The sequence below is a fragment of the Granulicella arctica genome, from assembly GCF_025685605.1.
Lineage (GTDB): Bacteria > Acidobacteriota > Terriglobia > Terriglobales > Acidobacteriaceae > Edaphobacter > Edaphobacter arcticus.
This window is the reverse complement of record NZ_JAGTUT010000001.1, coordinates 2,994,334-3,020,273: the sequence shown is the minus strand read 5'-3', so window position 1 is coordinate 3,020,273 and position 25,940 is coordinate 2,994,334. Positions and strand designations below refer to the sequence as shown.

Annotated in this window: 21 protein-coding genes; 18 read left to right on the top strand and 3 right to left on the bottom strand. The window is 54.1% G+C overall.

Annotated features, from left to right (window positions below; genetic code table 11):
* Positions 1 to 185: 185 nt before the first annotated feature.
* The 6 genes from OHL20_RS12920 to OHL20_RS25220 all read left to right on the top strand — a co-directional run bounded on the left by OHL20_RS12920 (position 186) and on the right by OHL20_RS25220 (position 4,443).
* Positions 186 to 770 carry an SRPBCC family protein gene (locus OHL20_RS12920; RefSeq protein ID WP_263383591.1) on the top strand — a complete coding sequence of 195 codons (585 nt, stop codon included), beginning with the start codon at positions 186 to 188 and terminating at the stop codon, positions 768 to 770.
* A gap of 860 nt (positions 771 to 1,630) precedes the next feature.
* Entirely contained in the window at positions 1,631 to 2,356 is a 726-nt protein-coding gene (locus tag OHL20_RS12915) for a hypothetical protein (protein WP_263383590.1), read from the top strand.
* Positions 2,357 to 2,434: 78 nt separating this feature from the next.
* A complete protein-coding gene (locus tag OHL20_RS12910; RefSeq protein ID WP_263383589.1) occupies positions 2,435 to 2,956 on the top strand; it encodes a glycoside hydrolase family 2 TIM barrel-domain containing protein in 522 nt (173 codons plus the stop codon).
* Between the two features lie 482 nt (positions 2,957 to 3,438).
* The gene (locus OHL20_RS12905; RefSeq protein WP_263383588.1) at positions 3,439 to 3,846 is read left to right on the top strand and encodes a response regulator; all 408 of its coding nucleotides are present in this window, start codon (positions 3,439 to 3,441) and stop codon (positions 3,844 to 3,846) included.
* Positions 3,847 to 3,912: 66 nt separating this feature from the next.
* The gene (locus OHL20_RS12900) at positions 3,913 to 4,092 is read left to right on the top strand and encodes a hypothetical protein (RefSeq protein ID WP_263383587.1); all 180 of its coding nucleotides are present in this window, start codon (positions 3,913 to 3,915) and stop codon (positions 4,090 to 4,092) included.
* A complete protein-coding gene (locus OHL20_RS25220; protein ID WP_396272063.1) occupies positions 4,093 to 4,443 on the top strand; it encodes a helix-turn-helix domain-containing protein in 351 nt (116 codons plus the stop codon).
* Between the two features lie 833 nt (positions 4,444 to 5,276).
* Here OHL20_RS25220 and OHL20_RS12895 read toward each other — a convergent pair.
* Together OHL20_RS12895 and OHL20_RS12890 are read right to left on the bottom strand one after the other, a co-directional pair.
* Positions 5,277 to 8,078 carry an alpha-L-rhamnosidase gene (locus tag OHL20_RS12895; RefSeq protein WP_263383586.1) on the bottom strand — a complete coding sequence of 934 codons (2,802 nt, stop codon included), beginning with the start codon at positions 8,076 to 8,078 and terminating at the stop codon, positions 5,277 to 5,279.
* Between the two features lie 405 nt (positions 8,079 to 8,483).
* Positions 8,484 to 9,107, bottom strand: a complete 624-nt coding sequence (locus tag OHL20_RS12890; protein ID WP_263383585.1) for a TetR/AcrR family transcriptional regulator — start codon at positions 9,105 to 9,107, stop codon at positions 8,484 to 8,486.
* A 105-nt stretch (positions 9,108 to 9,212) separates the two neighbouring features.
* Between OHL20_RS12890 and OHL20_RS12885 the strand changes: the two genes are divergently transcribed.
* The 12 genes from OHL20_RS12885 to OHL20_RS12830 all read left to right on the top strand — a co-directional run bounded on the left by OHL20_RS12885 (position 9,213) and on the right by OHL20_RS12830 (position 21,362).
* Positions 9,213 to 10,772: a DHA2 family efflux MFS transporter permease subunit gene (locus OHL20_RS12885; RefSeq protein ID WP_263383584.1), complete on the top strand. Its 1,560-nt coding sequence runs from the start codon at positions 9,213 to 9,215 to the stop codon at positions 10,770 to 10,772.
* 36 nt (positions 10,773 to 10,808) lie between these two features.
* Positions 10,809 to 11,780, top strand: a complete 972-nt coding sequence (locus OHL20_RS12880) for a TolC family protein (protein ID WP_263383583.1) — start codon at positions 10,809 to 10,811, stop codon at positions 11,778 to 11,780.
* Between the two features lie 17 nt (positions 11,781 to 11,797).
* Positions 11,798 to 12,319, top strand: coding sequence for a TolC family protein (locus OHL20_RS12875; RefSeq protein WP_263383582.1), 522 nt, complete (start codon positions 11,798 to 11,800; stop codon positions 12,317 to 12,319).
* 22 nt (positions 12,320 to 12,341) lie between these two features.
* Positions 12,342 to 13,601 (top strand): HlyD family secretion protein, encoded by a 1,260-nt coding sequence (locus tag OHL20_RS12870; protein ID WP_263383581.1) that lies wholly within the window; start codon positions 12,342 to 12,344, stop codon positions 13,599 to 13,601.
* Between the two features lie 92 nt (positions 13,602 to 13,693).
* On the top strand, positions 13,694 to 14,464 hold the full coding sequence (locus OHL20_RS12865; protein WP_263383580.1) for an MlaE family ABC transporter permease: 771 nt from the start codon (positions 13,694 to 13,696) through the stop codon (positions 14,462 to 14,464).
* Positions 14,461 to 15,210 carry an ABC transporter ATP-binding protein gene (locus tag OHL20_RS12860; RefSeq protein ID WP_263383579.1) on the top strand — a complete coding sequence of 250 codons (750 nt, stop codon included), beginning with the start codon at positions 14,461 to 14,463 and terminating at the stop codon, positions 15,208 to 15,210. Before OHL20_RS12865 ends, OHL20_RS12860 begins: the two co-directional genes overlap by 4 nt.
* Positions 15,207 to 16,067 (top strand): MlaD family protein, encoded by an 861-nt coding sequence (locus tag OHL20_RS12855; protein WP_263383578.1) that lies wholly within the window; start codon positions 15,207 to 15,209, stop codon positions 16,065 to 16,067. Before OHL20_RS12860 ends, OHL20_RS12855 begins: the two co-directional genes overlap by 4 nt.
* Positions 16,068 to 16,277: 210 nt before the next feature.
* Entirely contained in the window at positions 16,278 to 16,577 is a 300-nt protein-coding gene (locus OHL20_RS12850) for an OmpA family protein (RefSeq protein WP_263383577.1), read from the top strand.
* Positions 16,578 to 16,746: 169 nt separating this feature from the next.
* A complete protein-coding gene (locus OHL20_RS12845) occupies positions 16,747 to 17,700 on the top strand; it encodes a hypothetical protein (RefSeq protein WP_263383576.1) in 954 nt (317 codons plus the stop codon).
* A 176-nt stretch (positions 17,701 to 17,876) separates the two neighbouring features.
* A complete protein-coding gene (locus OHL20_RS12840; RefSeq protein WP_263383575.1) occupies positions 17,877 to 18,851 on the top strand; it encodes a VTT domain-containing protein in 975 nt (324 codons plus the stop codon).
* A 124-nt stretch (positions 18,852 to 18,975) separates the two neighbouring features.
* On the top strand, positions 18,976 to 20,709 hold the full coding sequence (locus OHL20_RS12835) for a GH35 family beta-galactosidase (RefSeq protein WP_263383574.1): 1,734 nt from the start codon (positions 18,976 to 18,978) through the stop codon (positions 20,707 to 20,709).
* A gap of 377 nt (positions 20,710 to 21,086) precedes the next feature.
* Positions 21,087 to 21,362, top strand: coding sequence for a hypothetical protein (locus tag OHL20_RS12830; RefSeq protein ID WP_263383573.1), 276 nt, complete (start codon positions 21,087 to 21,089; stop codon positions 21,360 to 21,362).
* A gap of 513 nt (positions 21,363 to 21,875) precedes the next feature.
* Here OHL20_RS12830 and OHL20_RS12825 read toward each other — a convergent pair.
* Positions 21,876 to 24,509 carry an EAL domain-containing protein gene (locus OHL20_RS12825; RefSeq protein ID WP_263383572.1) on the bottom strand — a complete coding sequence of 878 codons (2,634 nt, stop codon included), beginning with the start codon at positions 24,507 to 24,509 and terminating at the stop codon, positions 21,876 to 21,878.
* Positions 24,510 to 25,940: the final 1,431 nt, after the last annotated feature.

Here is a 25,940-nt window from a genome sequence, read left to right as displayed (position 1 = left end):
TGGCCTCCGCCTGCTTCAAAGATGCTACCGGAACCGATAAATACTGTGAAACGCCGTTAACGACAGTCCAGCAACGCGGCCAGCTCGGAATCGGAGCCTGGTGGCAGGCTTTCACTCTAAGGATTGAGCTCTGTATCGCTGGACTCGCCTGCAAAGCATATGATCCCGTGTGTCATGGAGGTCCAATGAAGAGTGCAGTCAAAGTGTTTGCATTCATGCTGCTCATGAGCCAAGGAAGCGTGACAAAGTTGAACGCCCAGGCGAGCGAGATGCAATTAGATCGTGCACGTCGCGATATGGCAATCCATTGGCCTGCCGCTTACGATCCTTCAGTCGCTCCCGTGTTCTCCCATAATGAACTGCTGATCCATGCAGATTGCCACCGTACCTTTGCCCGGCTCGCCGATGCCACTGCGTGGCCAAGCTGGCTCGTCATCGTCAAGGATGTTTCCAATGAGACACCGCAGAAAACGGGCGAGGGCGCTCTATACCGTCTGAAGATCTTTAACAGCCCAATTCAGTCGCGGATCGTGGAGTTTGAGGCAGACCGGCGTATCAGCTGGATTCCGTTCGGTGCGGATGAAACAGAGACCCGTCATGGTCATTACCACGCCTGGCGCTTCGTCCCCCAAGCCGGAAATTGCCTCGTCACTACTGAAGAGACAGGCGTTGGACCCGGAGATCGCAAGGATCCTGCGTCTGGTAGTCATCTCATGCATAAAGCACACGAACTCTGGCTAGACAGCCTCCGCTACGTCAGCGAACCGTAGACAAGCGGAATCTAAAATCATGTCGCCTAGTTACCTATGAACGCGTTTCTCTTCGGCTGCGCTATCGGTGAGTGAGTTATCGCCAACGCACTCATTCACAGCCGATCCAAATAAGCGTCTCGTGACAGGTGAACCTCTCTTGGCCAAGTTCTGAGGAAGATTGATGCAGGTCTCAGGACAAAACGAGCATGGAAGCCAGGATGTGGTAGCAGTGATGCCGCCTTTTTATCCTTCCGACTCTTTCCAACTCTCGGGATTCCCACTCTCACGACGACTGGACCTTGTCTTTCGTCCCTGTGAGCTCGAATCTGCATCCTGAAAGGCTCGCAACGGGTGTCTCGGTCCACAGGGTGACGCATGTGCGGTACGCTTGGTGTCGAGTAGTAGGTCAGCAATCGGTATGGCCTTAACTCTGCAGCGATCATAGTGCTTAACTTGAGGGGCAAGAGCATGCCTATCGGACTACCCTTCGCCTGCGTATCAAGGCGGACAAACTCTCATGCAATTCACCCTCGCCGCAGGCCGTTCTCAGTGGTCAGAAAGCCCGTGAAAATACTTGTTTTGCGCTCTCCAAGTTTATGCACGTATTTCTGCATGAAAAAAGCAATAACGGCTATTTCAGAAGTGAGCATTGGGACTTACGAGACACTTTTGTCGCTTTTGAGCCGGCTCGTTCCCGAGCTAGTATAGATAGTTAAGCGGAAAACCCCAGAATCGGGATTTGAAGTGGTCGCTTTTTGTCGTAGGTTTTACCCCAACGAAGAGATGAAACTGGTCCGTTTGTAAGTCTCGGCACCCGGTTTTCGCCAGGGACGGCAGGATAATGTAAACGTCGAGGCAGCCTGCACGAGGAGGACCGGGTGAGAACGGCGGGTCCATGGAACTCGATGGTCCCATCTTCCTCGCCACTGAGGGCTGGGATTGGATACCTGCTGTTCGGGATCGTGACAGTGGCATATGGGCAGCCTGTCACACTCACACTCACAGGCGGTCTCAAGCTTGGCGATGCACACGTAAATACATCATTCGCTCATAACGACACCACGCAATCCTCGGTCGAGATCGAGGTGCCGGTTAAGAACCAGACAACGCAGCCCATCCGAGCAACGCTCAATGCCACCATTGAGGATGTCCGCATTCACGAGAGTGTCGTAGTACCTCCCGGTGAAAGTGAGATAAGGCTCACTCCTGCAAATTTCCCGCAACTTGTCATGCAGCATCCACGTCTCTGGTGGCCAAACGGCTATGGTGCTCCGGCTCTTTACAAACTTGGACTCTCGCTTGGTGTTGCGGGTGAAAAAACGCCTTCTGACACGAAAGACATCCGCTTCGGGGTTCAGGAGATCAGCTATGAACTCAGCCTGCTTGATCAGGCCGGGCACCTCCGGCGCGTCGAGTTCTCTCCGACCGAGGGCCGCGCAGCCAAGGCTCCCATTGTTGATGTCCGCCACGAAGGGATGCGCGAGAGATTGCCTCGGCCGACGCAGCAGCGCTCCTCATCCCCGAAGAACGCAGCGAACGCTATCACTCGTATGTCTCCACCCTCGCTCCAGCAGGTGAGAACTCTCTGCGATCCGGTCGATTGAAGATGGAGTGCCAGCACCCTACCTTGTCATCAAGGTCAATGGAGTTTTCGTATTGCAGCACGTGGCGGAAACTGGGGCATGGACGACTCCCGCAAACGAGTTTCATGGGACCATCTTGAGCCCTTCTTTCGGCTAAATCGCGACGCAAACCTGAACATGATTCGAAACTGGGTCGGTCAGAGCACCGAGGAGACCTTCTTCGATCTCGCTGACGAGTACGGCATGCTCGTGTGGAACGATTTCTGGGAGTCAACTGAGAACTACAACATTGAAGTAGAGGATCCCGAACTCTTTCTGGCGAGTGCGCGCGATACCATCATGCACTTTCGCAATCATCCGTCAATCGTACTCTGGTGTGGGCGGAACGAAGGGGTTCCTCAACCCATCCTCAACACAGGTCTCGATGAGTTGGTCCGCACGCTGGATGGTACCCGTTTCTACTCACCGAGTTCAAACCAGGTCAACCTGCAGAATAGCGGACGCTACCGTTACCAGAGCCCCGCAATGTATTACTCCACCCTCAATAGGGGCTTCTCTGTCGAGACCGGAACACCATCCATGTCGACGCTCGAAACTGTCGCCATCGACATGCAAAAATGAATCAACAGGATCGCGGGTCATTGAATTTATCGGACTTTGGTTGTGCTCGTCGTAAAAGGTACATCAGGTAAAACTGGAGCAGAGTTGGGTATCGATTGCTCTTTGCGGATCAATATCAATTTCGAACGGGACGGGCACAGTTCACGCACTGCGGACTCCCAGCTTTGCCAATACCAGCCAGGCTGTGTCGCAGGAATAGGTGGGGTCGACCGAACAGGCTTGGGCGTTTAAATCTCCGGAGGACAGATGATTCCGTCTTTCTAAGAAATCACGGAGTAAGCATAGTCTAGCGTCTGGTCTATAGACTGTATGTGTTCCGTAGGACAAAGGCCTTGGCGATCATCCTTCTACTTTTGTAAGGGATAGGACAGACAGCCCAAGTGGAACGTTATACGCTACAGTTCCCTTTTCTTAATAGAAGTTGGAAAGGTGTTCCCACGCAGGTTCAATCCTTTGTTCCGCTTGTCGAAAGTAGCGATCTCTTGCCTGACCTGAAGCGGCCTCGTGTGTTTATTGTCGATGACGAGCAGATCATCGCCCAGACTCTCGCGATAATCCTCGAACAAAGCGGCTATTCGGCCACGGCTATTTTCGATCCCCTGCAAGCACTGGATGCAGCAGGCGTAGACGCCCCTGACTTGCTGATATCCGATGTCGTGATGCCGCAGCTCTCGGGCATCGACCTGGCGATTCGACTTCAACTCCTCTGTCCGAAGTGCAAGGTACTGCTCTTTTCGGGACAGGCTCAAACGGCAGACCTGCTGCGCGCAGCTCGTGACCAGGGACACAACTTCAGCTTGCTCTCCAAGCCAGTTCACCCGACAGATCTCCTCCGCCGTTTACGGGAACAACAGACCATGGACAATCCGAACCAACTTTCTACTATGTAGGGCCGACTAACTAGGCGAGCTTCAATCTCGCCAACCTTTACGACAATGCCTTGCAATGAGGTGGACATGGCTGAAAAGAAGAACCGCATCGATGTCGTTGCTGCAGATGTAATGGAGGACGGCGCGCTCCTGATCCACTTCTCGAACCAGACAGCTACACTTTTCCATGGGCAGTTTCTGTTTGACGTGAGAGATCAGGTTAACAACGCGCCGATTGTCGAAGAAGGCGATGAGATTTCAGACTAAGTGCAGAATGATCTGGTGCAGGATTTGCAAAACGGGGGAGGAGAACAGGGTGAGCCAGCCGCCATCCTGGTATACGGTCGTGATGATCGCTTACTCGAGACTCGCCGTTGGGTTCTGAAGCGCGCTGGACTGAAGGTCCGTACAACGACGGAGCATCGATGCGATCTCCAAGGCTCTTCACATGGACCGCGGACTTTACAGCGTCGTCTGCAGGATTCAGGATCCAGCTTCCAGCGTGTTCTTGATGGGGCTCGTCACCAGATGGCTCGCTACTATCTCAGCAACTCCGCCCTGGAACTGAATGAAGCCGCATACCTTCTGGGTTTTGAATACCCCAACTCTTTCGGATGAGCGTTTCGGAACTGGGAAGGTGTACCGCCCAGCGATTGGCGGGAATCTCACCGCCCCACGAAGGTGATGTGAGGGCCGGTAATCCTGCCGTTGAAATGCTCCCTCAGCCCTCGTCGGATCTCGTCTCACTACAAAGCTAGAATTTCTGACCAGAGCCGAGTGAAACGAATCTTGGTCTTCGTCGCGCTGATGAGCAGATAATTGCTACGACCCCGTCACTGATTCTTCGAAACAGCGGGTATTGAGCCAGGGCCTTCTTTGATCCGCTTCAGGCAACGGAGATTCCTGACTTCTCCATCCTCCTAGCAATCACACCCGCAACTCGAAAGGTTTTGTTCATGGCGCTTCGGACACCACCTCATCCAACACTTCGTCTACTGAAGGACGCAAGGCTCTTGACTCTGCAAAGTGCGCCAGAGTCACAGCAAGTTACGCCAAATTCATCAGAACGTTACAACAAGCCCCCGTAAAAGGTAATTATGAAGCAGGAGCAGCGTGGAAGTTGCACACGTGAAATACGGAAGCACTTGGGTGATGAGACATTCGTATCCGGACCCGCAAGGTCGATCAGGGAGGAGATTATTAAGCAACCGATGTCGTGCAGGTGAACGCCCTCCCCGCAAGCGGCATTGCAATGGGCACCTGCCTCGCCATTCTTGGGCGCAAGCCGGTAAAATTTGGCTTCAAATCATGATGATACGCGAGGTCGAGACCGCATGAACGCGGACTGCGCCTACACGAAGGAGATCTTCGTTCTGGCTACATGAACCAGTTCGCAGCTTGATTGATGTCGTCCTTGCCGGCGTCCCGTGCCTGCGGCGGCCCCTTATTGCTCAATGCGCGCTTGCCTTTTTATCACTGCGCAAGTTACTGGTCGAGAAGTGGTAGGTTCCGGAGGGGAGGATGATCTCGTCAGAGGTTTGGGCATGCTCCAACGCAGCACCACTCTTCCATGAGCCGCCTCGCGGGAGGGCCAGATGGGCCTGAGCTCCGATGGGTACGACGAGGTCAATCGATGCGATCTGTCCGCAGCGCTTCCACGCGATGCTTGCGAGGCCCAGGGGAGAGCGGTAGGTTGCCGAAGCGCTGGCGACAGATTCAAGCAGCGAAGGCCTGAAGCTGAGAGCGTGATCGAGCCCTTTAGCCATATCGATCGACAGTCCAGCGAGGCCACGGTAGAACCATTCTTCCCCGTGACCGAGCATAAAGTGGTTTTGCGAACTATCGGGATTTGCGTTCCAGGCTTCAGTGAGAGTGGTGGCGCCCCGTGCAATCTGGTATCCATAGCTCGGAGAGTCGGTGCGGGAGAGCACGGCGGCGAGAACGTCGGAGCGTCCGTAGTCAGTGAGCGCACGGACGATGTAGTGGAAGCCGACGTCGCCCGCAGTCACGTGGTCGCCATGCGAGCGGATATCCGCCACAAGATGCTCGAGCACAGCCGAAACGCGGTCGGGAGGGACGAGCTTGAGGGCTAGCGGGATGGCCTGGGCGGTCTGGCTGCCGCGATCATAGAGACTTGTATCTGGGTTGAAGAGTGTCTTGTTGTAGGCGGCGTGGACCTCAGTCGCTTGGTCCGCGTAGGTTTTAGCATCGATGGAATGACCGAGCAGACGCGCGATCTGGGTGAGGACCTGAAGATCCTCATAGTAGACGCCGGTCGCGGTGATCATCTTGCTAGTGAGCTGTGAGGGGCCCAGAGGCTTGGGACCGAGATCGTACCAATCGCCCAGTCCGTAGTTGAGCAAACCGCGCAGAGAGCGGCTCTTTAGATAGGCAGCGTAGCGTTTCATCCCCTCATAGCTCGCGGCGAGCGGCCGGGCATCGCCGGTGTGACGATAGAGCGCCCAGGGGCTGAGGATAATGGCACTTCCCCATTCCGGCGAGTCACGGAAATCGGTACTCTCACCGTGGCTGTCAACGAATTGGACAAACTCTGGCGCTATGGAAGGCACGAGTCCGTCAGGAAGCTGGGCGTCAATCATATCGCCGCTCATCTTCTCATAGAGGCCGGTCACATCGTAGTTCAGCATCAAGGTCGAGGCGTTAAGGTACGTCTGTTCAAGCCACCCGAGCTTCTCGCGGGAGGGACAATCGGTGACCACACTTGCGAGATTACTTAGAACCGCGCGGTCGATAAGGACATGAATGCGATTGAAGAGAGTGTCGGAGCTACTGAACTGACCGACGACTGAGGCGCTGGCGTGGACAAAGTTTCCTTGAAGTGAAGAAACGCGGGGGAGGGATCCGGCTGAAGAAGCGGGCTCGGTGGTGACCTGAACGTAACGGAAGCTGTAGTAGGAGAAGCGAGGACGCCATGTCTCGGGCCGCCCTCCATGAAGAATGTAACTGAAGAGGACGGGATCGGTCGGCGAGGCGTTAGCACTGTGCTGCGTGACGGTACCGTCTTGATCTAGAAGCTCGCCGGCGAGGAGAGAGACCCGCGACCCCGCCGGGCCTTCAACGGTCATGCTGGGCCAGCCGCTCATGTTGAGGCCAAGATCGTAGACCATGACGCCAAGCTTCGGAGTCGTGACGCGGACAGGTTGATAGGTCTCGGCAATGACCATGGGAGCAGTGGACCTTGCAATGAGCCTGCCTCCTGGTCCGGCTACCTCAAGCGCGGGCTGCCAGTCGTTTGAATCGAAGCCGGGCAGATCCCAGCCAACAGGAAGCGCGTTTGCATCGTACGTCTCGCCACCGTAGATCGAGGAGTAGAGGATTGGTCCCGAATGAGTCTTCCAGGACGGGTCTGAGATGAATCGATCGGACGTACCGTCCGCGTAGCGCACATCGAGCTGAATCAGGCATTTTAGCTGTCCGAAGCTCCCAATGAACTTCGTGTAGTGGCCTTTGACACCCTGTACGTTGTACATGCCGTTCCCAAGCAGGACACCGAAGGTGTTCGAGCTTGTATGGAGGAGCGAGGTGACATCGTAAGTGTCGAAGGAGACAGTCTTGCGGTAGTCGGTCCACCCCGGATTCAACACGGTGTCGGTGATGCCCTTGCCGTTCAGGCGGACTTCATACTGGCCCAGCCCCACGACAGAAAGGATGGCGAAGACGACAGATTTTCTAATGATGAAGTCATGACGGAAGACGGGCAGAGGCGGCGGGTCGACCGTTCGTTCCATACCCCAATGCTCTTGCGCAGGCGTGGATGATGGAGAATCGGCCACGGCTGCGATCCAGTGAGCGGTCCAGTCCGATTCCGAGAGCAAAGCGGTGGTGAAGTGGGCGACTTCACTCCATGGGCCCGGTCGAGAGCCACCATCCCATGTTTGTACCTTCCAATAGTAGGTCGTATGCGACTGGAGGGCTGGACCGAGATAGGGTCGCTGCCAGTAGGTGCGATCGACAGCCCGCCCGCTATCCCACAAGGCATCCTTGTGATGGGTAAGCCGTGCTGCCGACGTCGCTACCAGGATGCGATACGCGCTCTGGTGCAGATCGTGCGCATCCTGATGCGAGGAGCGTAAGGTCCACGCGAAGGTGGGATGAGCCGCGGCCGTGCCGAACGGTGAGTGTTGTGAGTCGACAGTAAGCTCGGATGGCTCCAATCCACCTGATTGTGCGTTGACCGTAACAGTTGGCGCCAAAGTAAGTAGCGCCCAGAAGAAAAGCGTCCAGACTCTCATGGATATACCTTGCCTGACAGGAAGCGTTTGAGACGGGATCAAAGCGAGACTCGACAGATGGCGTTTGGGCTGGCATAAACGATGATGGACAGCCTCCGCGTGCACTCCGCGGGAGTTGAGGGATATTGCAAGAGAGTAGGAACGCGCCTGAAAGCATTTGGACAATCTGTTTAAGATCAGATCTAAAGTACTGCAAAGAGCCGAACATGTCGTTCTGCATCAGAAGATAAATTCTATTCTTCGATGAACCCACTGAATTCGATACCTTCTTCAGGCCCTTCACAAACGCTACCATCCACATAGACACATTGCTAAGGTACGCCTGGACAGAAAGGAAGATAGCCTGGAGATGACTTTGTAGAGCCTCACAGCGTTTCATGATGGCTGTAGAGTGGCGATTAATCCTCAAGCACCGTAGGCGCGCTGAAAAACATCGACAGCTGAGTTGAGCCTTCTTTCAACCTGTTCTTTGCTCGGTGTTGCCAGACCAAGCAACAAAAGACGCGCAAGTTCACCTAGAGCCAGATGCATAAACTGTTCAGCAGCAAGCTCAGGATCCAATTTCCGAAGTTTTCCAGCCTCCATCTTCTTGAGAATGAAGCCAGTCAGCAACTTTCGGCCTCGCTCGGGCCCGGCTTTCTCGAAGATGTGGCCCAGATGAGGAAAGCGTTCTGATTCAGAGTGCAGTACGCGGAGCAGCCTGATGGATTCGCCAGAATACAAAACGGTCATCATCAGCCTAGCAAACGACACCAGCCCTTTCTCAACAGAAATATCTCCTTCGAGGGCAGCCGCAAATCTGGCGTCAATCCGCTCATTTAATCGAAGGATGACTGTCTCAAACAGCTCATCTTTATTTCCAAAATGATTGTAAAAAGTGATCTTGGAGGCTTTCGCCGCTCCAGCAATTTCGTCCATCGACGTCGCAGAGAACCCTTTATCGAGAAAAACTTCTGTCGCAGCGGCCAGAAGGCGCTCTTCTTGTGTGGACCTTAGCAAGCCAGACTTCGCAACCTTTACAACGGGCATATCGCAACCTTTTCTCGAAAGTATCGTACAAAAATGCAACCATACACTCTGGCGCGTATCTAAACTATACAGTACAGTACTCATCATGGAGCGGAGGTTGACAACGTGGAAGAACAACGCTGGGTGCCAAAACATAACCCGTGGCTGATCGCCATCACTGTCAGCATGGCCACCTTTATGGAGGTGCTCGATAGTTCCGTGGCCAACGTCGCGCTTCCTCACATCGCCGGTACCTTTGGGGCGAGCCAGGATGAATCGACCTGGGTTCTCACGTCCTACCTCGTTTCGAACGCCGTCGTGCTTCCCGTCGCGGCCTATATGTCAACACTTATAGGTCGCAAACGCTTCTACATGACCTGTGTCGCGCTGTTCGGGCTCAGCTCTCTCTTGTGTGGACTAGCGCCAACCCTGCCGCTCCTTCTCTTCTTTCGTGTCCTCCAAGGCGTAGGTGGTGGAGGACTGGGACCATCGGAACAATCCATTTTAGCCGATACGTTCGAGCCGAAGAAGCGGAGTCAGGCCTTCGCGCTGTACGGCATCGCCGTAGTGATGGCACCGACCTTGGGGCCAACGATCGGCGGCTGGATCACCGACAACTTCAGCTGGCGATGGATCTTCTTCATCAATATTCCAATTGTCATCCTCTCGCTCTATATGACCCATCGCCTGGTCGAAGACCCTCCGAGCATTCAGAGAGAGGTGAAAGAGGCGCGCAGCGGCAAGTTTCGCCTTGACTATATCGGCTTTAGCCTGCTTGCGCTGACCTTCGGCAGTCTGGAAGTTGTACTGGACAAGGGGCAGCAGGATGATTGGTTCGGCTCCGGTTTCATCACGATGTTCTCTGTCGTCTTTGCCGTCTGCTTTATCTCCGTGATTTTTTACGAACTGAGTCTGGCACGGAATAAACAGAGACCGATTCTCGATCTAAGCCTCTTTTCAAACCGAACCTTTGCTGTCTCCGTTGTCATGATGTTCGTACTCGGTGCTGCGCTATACGGGGTAAATACCCTTCTTCCTCAGCTTCTTCAAAATCTAATGGGATATTCCGCAGAGCAGTCCGGCATCACGCTCTCAAGCGGCGGTCTGGCGACTCTGCTGTGCATGCCGTTGGTTGGATATCTCGCAGCGAAGGTCGATCCACGCAAACTGATTGCCATCGGCTTCCTTGCCACCGCTGCCGGTCTCTTTTATATGAGTGGAATCGACCTGCAGATGAGCATGGGCTATGCTGCACAGGTCCGTTTCTTCCAATCTCTGGGCCTTGGCTTCCTGTTTGTACCCATCACCACGATGTCCTATGTTGGCGTTTCACCGGACAAGAGCAATGATGTCTCCGGCATGACGAATCTGGCGCGCAACATCGGCGGATCGTGCGGCACAGCTTTCTTCACGACCATCCTTGCACGTCATCAGCAGGTCCACCAGCACGTGCTGGTAGGACACACCACGAAAGGCAATTTCTTCTTCAACAACCAGCTAGCGAAGTTAACGGGGCTGCATGGCAGCCACCAGGCGTTGGCGCAAATTTATCAGCGTGTGCAACAGCAGGCGAGCCTGCTTTCCTATCTCGACATCATCATGTATTTCGCCCTCGCAAGTCTTGCGATGGCACCCATCGCCTTCCTCATGAAGAAGAACAGAGGCAGCGAAGTGGTTATGCACTAAGGAGCTCAGATGAAAATCAGGATTTCACCTAGAAAGATGAGTATTTGGATCACTTTCGCGCTTTGCGCCGTGGACGCAGCGTGGCCGCAAGCAGCCTCCAATACGCAAACTCCGCAAGCACAGCAATTGCAGATCTCTGGTCGTGCGCAGGGCGGCGCACCCGTTGTAGCGCAGCAGTCTGCATCCGGCAGCACGAGTTCAAGCGTCAACACGCTCAATACCACCATTACCGTACAAGGGGCGTATCAGGGTAGTGTGCCAGGACCGGCTATGGGCAAAGGAGCGGTCCCGCTGACGCTCGCCGATGCCATCAGACGCGGACTGCAGTACAACCTCGGTGGTCTCGACTCCGCTGCTTCTGCTCGTCAGCAGCGCGGCCTGCGGCTTTCCGCGCTCAGTCAGATGCTGCCGAACATCTATGCCACCATTGCCGAATCGGGCGCAAAGACCGATCTCCAGACTCAAGGGCTCAGCAGCGGCGTGTTAGGAGCAGGCATTGCTCTTCCAACGACCGTCGGCCCGTATCACTACTACAGTGCACAGGCCAACCTCTCGGAGCAACTCAGCTTCACTTCGCTGCACAACCTGCGTGCAGCCACGGCCTCTCGCGACGCTGCACAGTTGAGCGCGAAAGACGCTCGCGAATTGATTGTGCTAGCTGTCGGCGGATCCTATCTTCGCGTACTTGCCACCCAGGCACTCGTCGCTTCGCAAGTCACACAGGTCCGGTATTCAGAGTCGAGCTATAGACAGGCGAAGGATCAATTTGACGCCGGAACGAAGGCGCAGATCGATGCTACGCGGAGCATGGTCGAGCTGCAATCGCAGCAGCAGCGTCTCCGTTCGCAGCAAACCCAGTTGGAAAAGGAGCAGATGGCTTTAGAGCGCCTGATCGGTCTTCCTTTGGGCCACCCTCTTGCATTGAGCAGACTCTGCCTACGAGTGTTCCCTCTGTTCCCGATTCCGACGCAGCGATTCAAGAAGGCCTGTCTCATCGCGCCGACTTAGAGGCCGCGGGTCGTCAGTTGAAAGCAGCAGAAGAGTCGCTGCGGGCCTCGAAGTCCGAGTATCTGCCGTCCTTCGGCGTCAGCGGCGACTATGGATTGCAGGGTAATAATCCCAACAAAGGCTCCGGGGTCTTTCAGGCGAGCGGAACGGTAACCATTCCTATCTGGCAGGGCGGTCGAACGAAGGCAGATGTGCAACAAGCAGGCGCCTCCGTGGACCAGCGCCGGGCAGAACTCGCGGATCAGCAGGGCGTTGTTGAGAACGACATTCGCACCGCGCTCCTCGACCTGCGCGTCGCTTCGGAACAGGTGAAGGTCGCGGAAGACAACCGCAAGTTGGCGCTCAGCACACTCGAGCAATCGCAGGATCGCTTCTCCGCCGGCGTCACCACGTCTGTCGAAGTCGTTCAGTCGCAGGAAACGCTGGCCTCAGCTGAGTTGGATTACATCAACACACTCTTCTCTCTGAACCTTGGAAAGATCAGCCTGGCGCGAGCCATGGGCCACGCTGAGATCTCCGTTTCGACCCTGCTCAATTAGCTTTCCCGAAAGGATTAAGACCATGCCCACACAGACCGAGGACCAGCAGGAACAGCAAGCCAGACGGCCCGATCAGGCTGATCAGGCGGAACCGAGCCAAACGCCGGTCGACCCCGCAAAACGTCGCCGCGGCATCATCACCCTCAGCATCGTTGGTGTGCTGCTCATCGCTGTGTGTATCGTGTGGTGGCTCCGTTCGCGTACCTATGAAAGTACCGACGACGCTCAGGCCGATGCTCATCTGAACCCCGTCGCCGCCCGGGTCGAAGGTACCGTCAGGAATGTCTACGTCGAGGATAACCAGGCAGTGCAGGCCGGCCAGCCACTGGTCGATCTCGACACCAGTGATCTCGAAGTCAAATTGGCACAAGCCCGGGCAGACTACGATCAGGCGGTCGCCCAATTGAATGCCGAAAGTCCCAATGTTCCGATCACGCAGTCCTCGAACTCAAACGACATCACTTCGCAACAGGAAGAGGTTCGCAACGCGGAGGCGTCCCTAAGCTCCGCATCCAGCGACTACGAAAGCTCTGTCGCCAAACTTCGCCAGGCTGAGGCTAACAACGAAAAGAGCCAGACTGATCTGGTGCGTTACAAAGAGCTGCTGGATAAGCAGGAGATCGCGCATGCAGACTATGACCAGTACCTGGCTACCGCAAAGTCACAACAGGCCAATGTAAACTCAGCAGTTGCCGCCGCCGCTTCATCGCAGAAGGTGATCGATCAGCGGCGCGCCCAGTTGGCGCAACAGCGCTCGAAGCTCTCCCAGACCTCCGTCAATGCTCCCCGGCAGATCGAAATAAAAAGAGCAAACATCTCCAGTCGCAAGGCCAGCGTCGAATCATATAAAGCACAGTTAGATCAGGCCCGCCTCAGTGTCACGTATTGCCATGTTATAGCACCCGTCAGCGGCATCGTGATGCAACGAAGCGCTGAGACGGGGGCACGCAACGCGGCCGGTACGCAATTACTGGTCATTGCACAGATAAACGACACTTGGATCACTGCAAACTTCAAGGAAACGCAGTTGCGCAAGATGCATCCAGGCCAGCACGTCCGTGTCAAAATCGATGCGCTCGGCGAATCATTTAACGGCACAGTGGAAGCCATGCCGGCGTCCACGGGTGACCGCGCCAGTGTCCTTCCGGCAGAGAATGCGACGGGCAACTTTGTGAAAGTCATTCAACGCCTCCCGGTCCGCATCCGCCTCGAAAAGGGACAACAGAATCTGGACAAGATTCGTCCGGGCATGTCTGTGGAGCCGAAAGTGAGTCTTGACTGAATAGCATAAATATCACCTCCACTTGAGTCACCGATCGACTGCACACGCGTGACTGTCCCGTTTGAGATTGACCGAAAGGACCGGTAAGCGCAATGTCCAAAGCAACCCGATTTGTTTCAAACGCAGGGGAGATGAGCCATTTCGGTCTTCGTGCGATCGCCTCTGCGTTTGCTCCGCCCTATGAGTGGACGGCATCGCTGCAGCAATTGGAGGAGATCGGTGCTCGCTCTGTGCCGCTCATCGCGGCCGCGGGCCTGGCTCTTGGCGTTGTGCTTACCTTGCACACCCATGCGACGCTCATCAAATTCGGGGCTGTCGCACTCAGCCCCACGTTACAAGCGGCCTCTTTCATCACAGAGCTCGGTCCACTCGTCACGGCTTTGCTCATCGCCGGGCGCGTGGGATCTGGGATCGGGGCCGAACTCGCTAACCTTCGCGCCAGCGAGCAGATCGACGCCATCGACGCGATGTCCGTTGACTCGTTCAAGATGCTGGTAGTCACCCGCGTTGTGGGTTGTGTTATCGCCTTACCGTTCCTCACCCTGTTCATGGACTTCACTAGTCTCCTCGGCGGATTCATCTCTGAGCGCCTCAGTTCTCAGATGTCCGTCGCCCTCTATGTACATCGTGCCTTTGCCAGCCTTTCCTGGTCAGATTTCCTTGCACCGACACTCAAGACCTGTGTCTTCGGCTTCATCATAGGAAGCGTCTCCTCCTTCTTCGGCTACACCATTGACGAAGGCTCTGCTGGTGTCCGCAAAGCAGCAACCAACAGTGTCGTCCTGTCGTCTTTGCTCATCATCTTGTCAGACGTGTTGCTGGTAAAGATCATTTATTTCTTCTTTCCCGGAGGAGCCCTGTGAGTGACCATCCTGTCGTCGAATTCAAGCAAGTGTCGAAAAGGTTCGGGGATAGAAAAGTCCTCGAGAACGTTTCCTTCACGGTCAACGAAGGCGAGGTGCTTTGCGTGCTTGGCCGAAGCGGAACCGGTAAGAGTGTCACGCTCAAGCTCATCATTGGCTTGCTCAAGCCGGACAGCGGATCAGTCTTCATAGGGGATGAAGATATCAGTCAGCTTGAGCGCGATGGGCTTTCCAAAGTCCGCCGCGGCATAGGCTTCCTCTTCCAAAGCGCTGCGCTTTTCGACTCCTTCACCGTGGGTGACAATCTCGCGCTGCCTGTGCAGCGATTCGATAAGAAGCATAAGTCTCCCCAGCAGATTCAGGCAGAGGTGAAGGACATGCTCCGCCAGGTTGGCCTCGAGAAGGATATGGACAAGTTACCTGGTGAGCTCTCCGGCGGTATGAAGAAGCGGGCGGGCCTGGCGAGGGCGCTAGTCCTGAACCCAAAGCTGCTGCTGGTGGACGAACCAAGCAGTGGCTTGGATCGCATCACCGCGTCCGAGATCGACCACCTCCTGATGAAGTTCAACAAGGAGCGGAACACCACCATGATCATCGTGACCCATGATGTACGCGGTGCGCGAAGGTTGGCGGATAAGGTGGCCGTCTTGGACCAGGGAAGCCTGGTTGGTTTTGGGACGATCGAGGAACTTGACCGTAGCGATAACGACCTCGTTAGAGAACTGATTTCGGAGTCACAATCATGAAAACAAATTTCGGAGTCCTGGGTGCGTTCGTACTTGCCGGACTCATCTTGTTCACCACGGTGCTCTTCCTGATCGGCGACCGCAATCAGGCATTCAGCAAGCACGAACAGCTTTACGTCGAGATGGCGACTGTCACCGGGATCGCTCCCGGCTCAAAGGTGCGTGCCGGTGGCTTCGACGCCGGAGAGGTCAAGGTCATTGAGCTCCCGCCTCGTCCTTCTGCCAAGTTTCGCGTCAAGTTGGAAGTGGACAGGAAACTTCATTCGTTTATCCGGCAGGATTCGCTCGTCAGCGTGGATTCGGACGGCTTGGTCGGGGACAAGTTTCTCATGATCCACGCCGGAACCGACGCATCACCAGAGGCAGCAGTCGGCTCTACCTTGCCCAACAAAGAGCCAATGGAACTCTCCGCGATCATCGAGAAGGTGTCCGGCACGATCGACCAGGCGAACGCCACGATCGGCGACGTTCGTCATAAACTCGACGGGGCGCTCGATGTCATCACCTCAACGGTTACCAACACCAATGGACTCGTCACCGAGGCACGCAGCGGCAAAGGGACTGTCGGGATGCTCTTGAGCGATCAGCGGACTGCGGACGATGTAAAGCAGGCCGTCTCAAACGTCCAACACGCAAGCGTCAACCTGAATCAAGTATCCGTACAGGCACAGCAATTAATGACCGATGTTCAGTCGCGCAACCTGCCGGCGAAGATCGATGACACGATGGTCAGCGCACGCGACGCCTCGCAGCAGATCGATCAGGTCTCACATACGGTAAACGGCACCATCACAGATGCCCTCGCTCCGGACAGCTCTGGCGTAAGTGCTGCTGAAAATCTCCGCGACACACTCTGAAATGTCAATCGCACCACGGCGAACCTTAGCGATGATACCGAGGCTCTGAAACACGGATTCCTCTTCCGTGGCTTCTTTAAGAAAAGGGGCTTCTATAGCCTGAACGATCTAACCCCGGATGCCTATCGTGCCAGCCCATACTTTCAAAGCCAGCGTAATCACCGCTCTTGGATCAGCCGGTCGGAGGCTTTCACCACCGACGCAAAGGGGGTGGAAATCTTGTCGGACGCGGGTAAGAAGCAGATCGATCAGGTTGTTGGAAGCGTGAAGGATTCTATCGTCCTGCAGCCCATTGTCGTTGAGGGCTACTCGAACGACGCTGACGCGGCAGCGCAGATCACCCTTTCAAACCAGCGCGCCATTCTGGTGGAGCACTATCTCGTACAACGCTTCCGTTTGCACGCAAACGACATCGGGGTCGTTTCTCTCAACTCAAGGCCTCCGCAGTTGTCCGGCAAGAACGTCTGGGACGGTGTTGCCATCCTTTTCCTTCCGCCGCAAAGACAGTGATCAGCAAAACACAGAAGCATGCCGAGACATTTGGAATTGGCTGACACCTTCCTAACGAAAATCAGGTTTAGAGCTCCATTAACTGAATCAGATCATGCATAAGCACATCTTAGTACTGTACCGTTTAGTTTTTACCTAGAACCATTTCGTGCTTCGGAAGGATTTCATCATGACCCATCAGCGCCCCCACGCAACTTGTTTAGCAATCGCCCTTTGCCTCATCTCGGGCATGACGGCATTCGCTCAATCTACAAGCCCGGAAGGAACCTCGAGTTCAACAGGGTATGACGTGACACAGATTACAGGTCTACCCGACGCAAAGCCGAATATCAAAGGCCGCCTCACTACGACTGATACGAAGCTGCTGTTCACAAACCTCGAGTTCAAGGCGGAAATTCCTTTTGCGCGCATGACCCATGTCTCAATCGGCAATGAACGAATTGAGACTGGGGGTAAGACAGGACGAATTGTGAGAATGATGATTCCTTATGGAGGCGGCGTTGCTGTGGCAACCATTACGCAAAAGTCTGTAGATCTCCTCACGATCGAATACCTGGACCAGAAGGGTGGATACCACGGGGCTGTATTCGTCGTACCGATGGCCTCCGCAAAGATTCTCAGCGCTCGTATGACGTCTCATATGTCGACAACCACAAACCAACTACCTGAACTGTGTGAGCGTGGACCCTTAGGTTCCGCCTCTGTCGTCGTTGAACCTGTTATGGCTCGTGGCTTAGAGCTACCTGCGGAGTATCGTGCGTTGCTCTATGAGGGCCTCATCCATGAGTTGGGCGAGAGCCCGTCTCCTGCTACCTATATTCGCGCAGGTGATGATGATGGCGGAACAGCTTGTTCGACAATGAAGCTGAGGATCACTGTAACCGGTTTCAAGAAAGGTAACCAGGCACTCCGTGCTTCGACTGGCCCGATTGGCTTTTTCGTTGGCAAGACTTCCGTCTCGTTTCATCTTGAACTCACCGGCACAGATGGACAGAACTTCCTAGAGAAGGACATGACCAATACCAAGAGAATGGACAGTGAGAGCTTGGGAGTGGCGGAGTCGGTTGCGAAGGCTGTGGCCAAAAAAATACGGAAGTTGCCTGTAAATAAAGTAACAAGTTAGCAATTGCACTACGAAGACAGACGATTAGAACCCCACAGTTTGTCTAAGCACAGAGCTACGTAACACGTGAGCGTACCTCTAGCTGTAGCTTGAGCACCTCGGCTTAACAAACGCTTGCTGGGAAATGGCACTTCAACGTTAGGATCTTTTACTTCAGAAAGAGCCGCGGTCATCGTATGAATCACTATCTTCTTCTCACAACGTATCCGGTCCTCTTCGTTGCGGTCTTTGCCAACCAGCTATCTATGCCGGTTCCTGGAGTGCTGTTTTTACTTGCGGCCGGAGCACTCTGCCATATGGGACAGCTCAGCCTTCCAGCTGTTCTAGCGCTTGCAATCGGCGCTTCCTTGCTGGGGGATACGGCATGGTTCCTGATAGGACGAAAACATGGCGGTCGCGTACTCCGTTTGCTCGCCGCTTTCTCTGCCGATCCAAATGAGCAGATTCGGAAGACCAAGCGAACATTCGAGAAGTACGGGCTGCGCTGTTTGCTAGTCGCCAAGTTCATTCCGGGCATCGACGCGGTTGCGCCGCCGCTAGCGGGAATGTCTGAAGGCAGCATATACCGTTTTTGGGCCTATGATAGCGTTGGGGCAGCGATCTGGGCAGCCGCCTATGCGGGGCTGGGCTTGCTTTTCAGCCGCCAACTCAACGGCATTGCTGTTGAAGTGAGCAGATTTGCCGGCATCCTCGCAGCTGCACTCGGCATACCCTTGGCCATCTATATGATCTGGCACACGTTGAAGTTCATTCCAGTCAGCCGAAGTCTCCATCTACATCGAATTCAGCCAGAACGCCTATGGCAGAAGATCAGCAGCGGTGACAAAATTCTTATCTTCGATCTTCTGAGCTACGAAGAAGGGACTGAAGGTACAGAAGGAATTCCGACTTCCGTTCGCTTGGACCCGAGCAAGGTTCGCCAAGCTCACCATGTAGTGTTTCCCTCCGATCTGGACGTTGTTCTCTACTGTGCTTCGCCTAATCACTTCAGAAGCTCTCGTGTGGCTCTTGAACTAAGGAAACACGGAGTCCAAAAGATTGAGGTGCTCGCGGGTGGCCTTAAGTCGTGGCGAGAGCAAGGACTTCCCCTAACTCATGAGTTGCTTTCCTCCGAAGAGGCGATCTTACGATACAGGATTCAAATTACTTGAGAGCAAGTCGCTCAAGGAGGCTTTGCATATAAGATTCTCGGCAGATAACTTGGTTCACAGATGGCAGAGGCCACTTGGAGAGCCCGAACCACTCGACGCTTTTCATATAAGGATGACACCCTCGATGAAACTCAGATACGGCGTGGCCTCTTTGCTGATTCTAACCTCTATGAGTACCGTGAACGCTCAATCGTCCGATCGCAAGCCTTCTATCAAAACATTGCCTCATATTGGAAAGAACGGCTCGTCGACGCAGCTATTCGTCGACGAAAAACCGTACATCATGCTTGCTGGCGAGCTGCACAACTCAAGCGCATCGACCACGGAGTATATGGCGCCCATCTGGGACAAGCTCGCGGCGATGCACTTGAACACGGTAATCAGCACCGTGAGCTGGGAACTCATCGAGCCCGAGGAAGATAAATTCGATTTCACATTGGTCGATTCACAGATCACGGAAGCTCATAAGAGGAATCTCCACCTGGTGCTCATCTGGTTTGGCTCGTGGAAGAACGGAGAATCGACATATGCTCCCTTGTGGGTCAAGTCGAATCATCAACGCTTTCCTCTACAAATTAAGAGGGGGAGCGAATCTACCAATTCCATCGTGATGGCGATGTCTAAGCTACAACACGATCCTCCGCTGAGCCCTTTAGGCGAGGCCGCAATGGCAGCGGACACAAAGGCCTTTCGAGCATTGATGCACCATATCAAGGTGGTCGATGAGCACCACACCGTCATCATGATGCAAGTGGAGAACGAAATAGGATTGCTCGGTGATAGTCGCGACCGTTCTCCCGCGGCGGATGCAGCATGGTCGAAGCCTGTCCCCTCCGATCTTTTAAAGTATCTGATCAGCAACAAAACCACACTGCTTCCAGAGCTCTTGGAGCTTTGGGGTCGCAGCGGATACAAGACAGAAGGAACATGGGTCGAGGTCTTCGGCAACAGCGAGTGGGCGGATGAGGTGTTCATGGCGTGGAACTACGCGCGTTATATTAACGTCGTGATTGGGGCCGGAAAATCAGAACTCAATCTTCCTATGTACGTGAACGCATGGCTGGGCCCTCAGCCCGGAATGGCTTTACCTGGAGACTGGCCAAGCGGCGGACCTGTAGCTCGCGTCATGGATGTATGGCGGGCGGGGGCTCCCCAGGTGGATCTTTTCGCTCCCGACATCTACGCGGATGACTTCAAAGGCGTGTGCTCTCGCTATGCTAGGTCTGGCAACCCTCTCTTCATTCCGGAAGCCAGGGACCAAGCCGGAAACCTATTCTGGGCCCTCGGAAACAATGCTGCGCTGGGCTGGGCAGTGTTTGGCGTCGATGATCTCACTCCCGAAGATCAGATCTCGAAGTCCTATAGAACTCTGGAGGGCATGTTGCCTGAACTTGCTCAAGCACAGGCCGCCAATAACATTGCAGCCGTTCTCTTGCTCGAAGGAGAAATGAGTCAAGTCGTCACGTTAGGCGGATACAAGATCACGGTAAAAAAGCTTCGCACAACGGAACCGGCAGCCACAGCACCTACCCTGATGGCGGGTGGTGTGTCGTATGAGTCACGTGCGATGACGGGTGACACCAGATCATTTGGGCTGATCCTCAATGTCTCACCCGATGAGTTTATTTTTGTCGGTTCAAATTTAAGCCCCACTTTTACGCTAGATGAAGTGAACTCCGCCAGCGTGCAAATTGGCACCATTGAAGAGGGCTTATATACAAACGGTAAGTGGAAACCCGGTCGCCGACTCAATGGGGATGAAGGTCGCCCGGTCATACGACCGATGCAATGGATAGGTGGTCCAGAAACCCTTGCCGAGTTCAAGGTTCGCCTCTATCATACTGCCGCAGCCCAGTAGGACAGCAAGTCTTGCGGAGTGCAAAAGCACGAATTCTCTCGTCATAAAGGTGATCTTCGAGCCTTCTCTAAGCGCTTCCAAGCAAGAGTATGCGTGCGGCAGGCCATTGACTTCTAACGAATCTCGCGGCGGAATCGAGAACCACTGAGCCTAGTAATTCGCTCCGGAGAGCTTTAGTGAAGCTGCTCCGACTGAACAGAGGAAAGAGTTCACTGATGTCCCTTACGTTAGTGACTCGATACTTCGCTAGGAGCGTAGCGAGCTCGCAGATGGCTTAGCAGGCAGTACGTCGAGGTCTATGACTTCAGCGATCGACCGCTCGAGGTGCGATGAAAAGGCCACTTACTTCCCTACCGCGTCTTCAGCAAGGCCAGCGTGTGAGGCACACGGCCATCGTCGAGAACAAGCGGCTCAGCCATGCACTCGCTACCGTGAAGGCACAGAAGGACAACAAGCATGAACCGAAGGTGCAGACCAACAGCGAGAAGATCGGCTATAAGAAAGAACCCTCGCTTACTTTACGGACCCAACTACAAACCGAAAGACGCAGCGGCGCCCGCGGTGGAGATGACAGCCTAATGGAAAGCGAGGAAAACATAAAGCCGTTTCCCTTTCTGAAGGCGCGCCATTGCCACCTGGAGCCGCACGTATGAGCAGCAGCGAAATAGACGACGTTCTTGTGAACGTGCATCCTGAGCACCTGATTAACACCATAGAAGTCGCAGGTCCCATCAACGGTAGGATTTGCAGGCCTCGCAATTTAGGTTGTGCTCGCGGCTTGATCTGGTCGATATTCAATTACAAGACATCGCTAAATCCGACGTGCAGCATGCGGGCCTGCGCTTCTTCTTCGAAACGACTGCTTCTTCTGCCGTTTCGGTGAGTTCGCCTTGAGTCGCGAGATCGTTCGTTGCCGCTGCTTTCTTCGTTGCCTTGCAGCCAGAAAAGTAGCTTGAAGACTGACGGGAGGATTTACACCTCTTCCCCTCCCGTTTCGCGTCTTCCTCAATACATCTGACGACACACCTCAGCATTTTGCCGATGCAGAGGTCCAAACTCCCACCCAACCCACCAACCATCCACACATCATGATGACGAAGCTACACCATGTACAAGCGGCTAGCACCGGACGCTCACGCTTTTTGACCTGAGTCATGTGTCCCCAGCTATGAGAATGAACTCGCAGGCCCCTCGGTAAAGCTTTGGTTGTGGTCAGCGGTAGCAACTTGATCCTGATTCTGTTGAAGGACATGCAGTAGCTTGTCAGACTTGACTGCGGGTTCAAACAGATAACCCTGAAAACGATCCAAGCCGAGCGTTGACAATAATCTAAGTTGCTCTTCTGTTTCGACCCCTTCGGCAACAACTCTTAGGTGCATACTCTTCGCCATCTGAACGATGGCGGAAACGATCGAGTATGAGCCGCCGCCGGCTAACAAGTCCTTCGTGAAAGACTTGTCAATTTTGAGCTGGCTAATCGACAGTTCATGGAGCCGCGAAAGTGACGAGTAGCCTGTTCCGAAATCATCGATGGAAAAAAGAATGCCGACGGCTGCGAGACGATCGATGACGGCCTTCACTCGAATTGGGTCGTACATCATCGTTGTCTCGGTAACCTCAAAATGAAGCATGCCGCCGGGAATACTACGTTGCTCAAAAGTCTCCAAAATATATTCCGCGAACCCTTTTTCAAGGAGTTCTCGACATGAAATGTTCATTGCGATCGGGCATTCACAGATGCCATGAAGAGTGAAGGTCACAACCTGATGACAGACCTCATCGAAAATCCAGCGTCCGATTTCAACGATAAGTCCGCTGCTCTCCGCCACGGGAACGAATTTCGAAGGACCAAGTTCATTCAGCCACAGATTCGAGCTTCGAATGAGAGCCTCAAATGAACAAATTGCTCCTGCCGAGTCGACGATCGGCTGATATACAAGATAAAAGCTTCGAGTTTGGAGAGCATGTCGAAGCGCTGTTTCGATTGAGGCAGTTAAGTCATTCGACGTATCCAGTCGCTCGTTTGCGAAAATCACACAATTCCGTCCCACGCGCTTTGCTTCGTAGAGTGCCAGGTCAGAACGTTTCCGCAACAGCTCGACTGTCTCTCCATCATCTGGATAGATAGCTCCTCCAACGCTGACCGTTATCTTTATCTCATGTCCCGCCAACGAAAGAGGTTCAATAAAAAATTCTAGGATTCCATTGGCGACCTTCAATGCGCTTTCTCTGTCGGCGAGGCAGCCTGTCACCTGCATGAACTCTTCGCCGCCGGTACGAGCGATCAAATCCACCTTGCGCACGCGGCTGCGAAGGCGCTCGGCGACAACCCTGAGACACTCATCTCCCACATGATGACCATAGTGGTCATTGATCTGTTTGAAGTGATCGATGTCAATCGAGAAGACCGCTGCTTTGGCATCACAGATCTTCGAGTGCTCAAGGCTTCGTGTGATGTGCTCTTCAAGCATCAAGCGATTCGGTAGCTTCGTGAGGACATCTACTTGCGCAAGCTCACGAAAGCGACATTCGCTCTCGCGGATCGTCTGGGTCTGTCGTCGAACTCTGGATCGCAGGGCTATGACCCACAGGGCTGCTACGAGCGCGAGCGCAACGAATCCGCCTAGGACGACAAAGGTGCGAGGCAGTGTCCACCACGAGGCTTTCTTGAGAACTAAAATGTCGCTTGGAGAGCGGAGCAGAATATCGAAGCCACTCGGCGCGCCGTCAGAGTCCAGATGCACATCGCAGATCCCGGTCACGGAAAGCATGCTGCCGGCTTGAACCCGTTTGAGTTGCTTGAGCGAGGTTTCGTCACCTTTCGCTTCGAACACATGATCGCCCATATGGAGCACAAGTAACCGATTACCTCCCGATTCATGGTCCTCAACAACACTACCTCTGAGTTCCACGAGTTGCTGATCATACGGAATAGAGGAAAATGTCGCATGACCGATAATCTGCTCCGCCTCCACGTGCTTGGGTAGAATAGGTGCTCTGGATCCAATCAGGCGGTAGGAAGCGTCGGTCAGCATTGGGGAATAGTTGCCCATCACCGGAAAGCCGACAGCTTCAACTTTCATGCCAACTCCAACCTGCTCCTTCGATGAGGTTCGCAACTGGATGCCGTCATCGCCTTGCTGAAGGTAAAGAGAGTGGCCAACGCTCTGGTACGTGCTAACGCCCGTGATCTTGACCCGGTGAAGTGCCTGTCCAAACTGCAGAACACTGCGGACCGGGACCTGCGGAATTGCGTACGGATCATCGCTAACTCGATCGACAATAGTGATATCTCTTTGATCAGGAACTATAAGCGCAGCGGAAACGAACTGTCTCTTGTCGTTGAACGAAGTTGAGCAGACCCCATGTACACGAACTGTTGCATCAACGAGGTGATTAGTATCAAGCGTTTCGAACTGCTGCAGCAGGATAGCGACGCTTTGATTTCCAAGACTGAGAGTCAACCGAAGAATGTCATGACCAAAGAGTTGCTGGTGCTTCGCGGCATGAATAACGCCCTGTAACTCGATCCATTGACTATCTTCACCTCCGCCCAGAAGATCACTGAAAAGCTTAAGATGTGCGTTTGGGAGCGAGGAGCGACCAGTGACGCGGACCTTTGACGCCATGATTGTCGGTGCAAACATACCAGGATTGCTGGTGCCAGTGACTTCAACTAAGTCCCCAATGTGGACTTTCGCATGGTCCGTGCGATCGACAGAGATGCCGAAGTGGCTGTCTTGCATGAAAAAGGAGTTCTTGTAACCGGAGAATGCGGTCACCACACCCGAAACGACCACAGGAACAGCTCCTGCCGCTTCCTGCTGGCTGAGGCGTCTGATTTGTCCGACCTGCGTGAGGTTGCGTGGGAGAGAATCCGCGATCGCGCAACGGCACATCATTGGACCGGTAAGAGCAAAAAAAAATGACAGCAGTGCGAAGACCGGACAAAGTATTCTCATGACGTCGACACGTGAGCATGAAATTGCACTTGTACACCTTCATCTAACGGGAGAACGCAACGCCATATAGCAAGACAGTATTCTTTAAACGCCCAGAGGTGCAATATAAAATCCCTTGCTCCCTACGAAGTACGGCGTAGTTTTTACTTTGGATTGGGATCGACTCGAAGTGAGTCGCAAGTTTGAGCCGGTATGACTTAGACTTCGGCAATCGCCGGATGAGCCGCGTAGTTACAGGAGGGCGCGGTTTGACGCCTTTTCCTTCAAACGATTAAGACTACGAGCAGAAAGTGCGGCAAGCGGTCTGCTTAGAGTATTCCAGAGAAGTTCAGAGCTTCCCAGGATGTCAGAGAAAGTAGTGTAATTCGCCGCACTTACCATGCGCCATGACAACGTCGCCCACACAACTGCTTCTTGTTTGTAACGCACTGAAGAACCACAAATACACGCTGCCGTTCAGGCTAGTCTTATCGAAACATCTGCGGAAACATAGAAGGGAGAAACCGTCTTGGGAAGACGAATGAATGGAGACCGTCCAATTCGACATAACTATGAGCAATCTTGTACTTGTCGAGGATCTCTAACGTAGCGGCGCTATGCACGGCTGTGAGTTTGTCGTCTCTGCCGCGCGTCCGATCACAAAACTCTCTAAAGGAACGGCCCGCTACATACTGTAAAACCGCTTCGTTGTTGTGTTCAATTTGGTTGAAACCGTTGAGAAATATCCTGTGCTCATAGAAAAACGTAGTCGAACATCTCCGGATGCCATAGCGCTAAGATCAAATGCTTGTGCACCATCATTAAAAACCAGCTATTGCTGTATCCGCTTTAAAGTTGGGACTGGATAGTTTTTGTTTGAACGGAACAAGATCGCTGAAAAGTCGTTTGAGAACGCGTCACCCTCGATCTCCGGCTGCATTAGGCGCCGCGACGCTCCCGGCACGTGGCCGCTAGGCACGAATCAACTGATTGCTTGACAACAAAGCTGCTCCTGCCGGAGATCAATCCGCGGGAGGAACTTTGCATCTAACAACAGAAAGCGGTGCGATTAAGCGTGTCGTCACAGGTAAAACGATGGCCAAAATCATGGATGAAGCCTTCGTCCTGCGAGTAGAAGAACATCTTCATCGTGAGATGGCAAGAGAGTTCCTTCGAACCCTCAATGTCGCGGAGCTCTTTCTGGAATGTCCCTCAGGGATCGAACTCTGGATGGAACACTGCACACGGACACCGAATGCTTCCCCTCTCGCGCCCCTTAGTGCCGAAGAT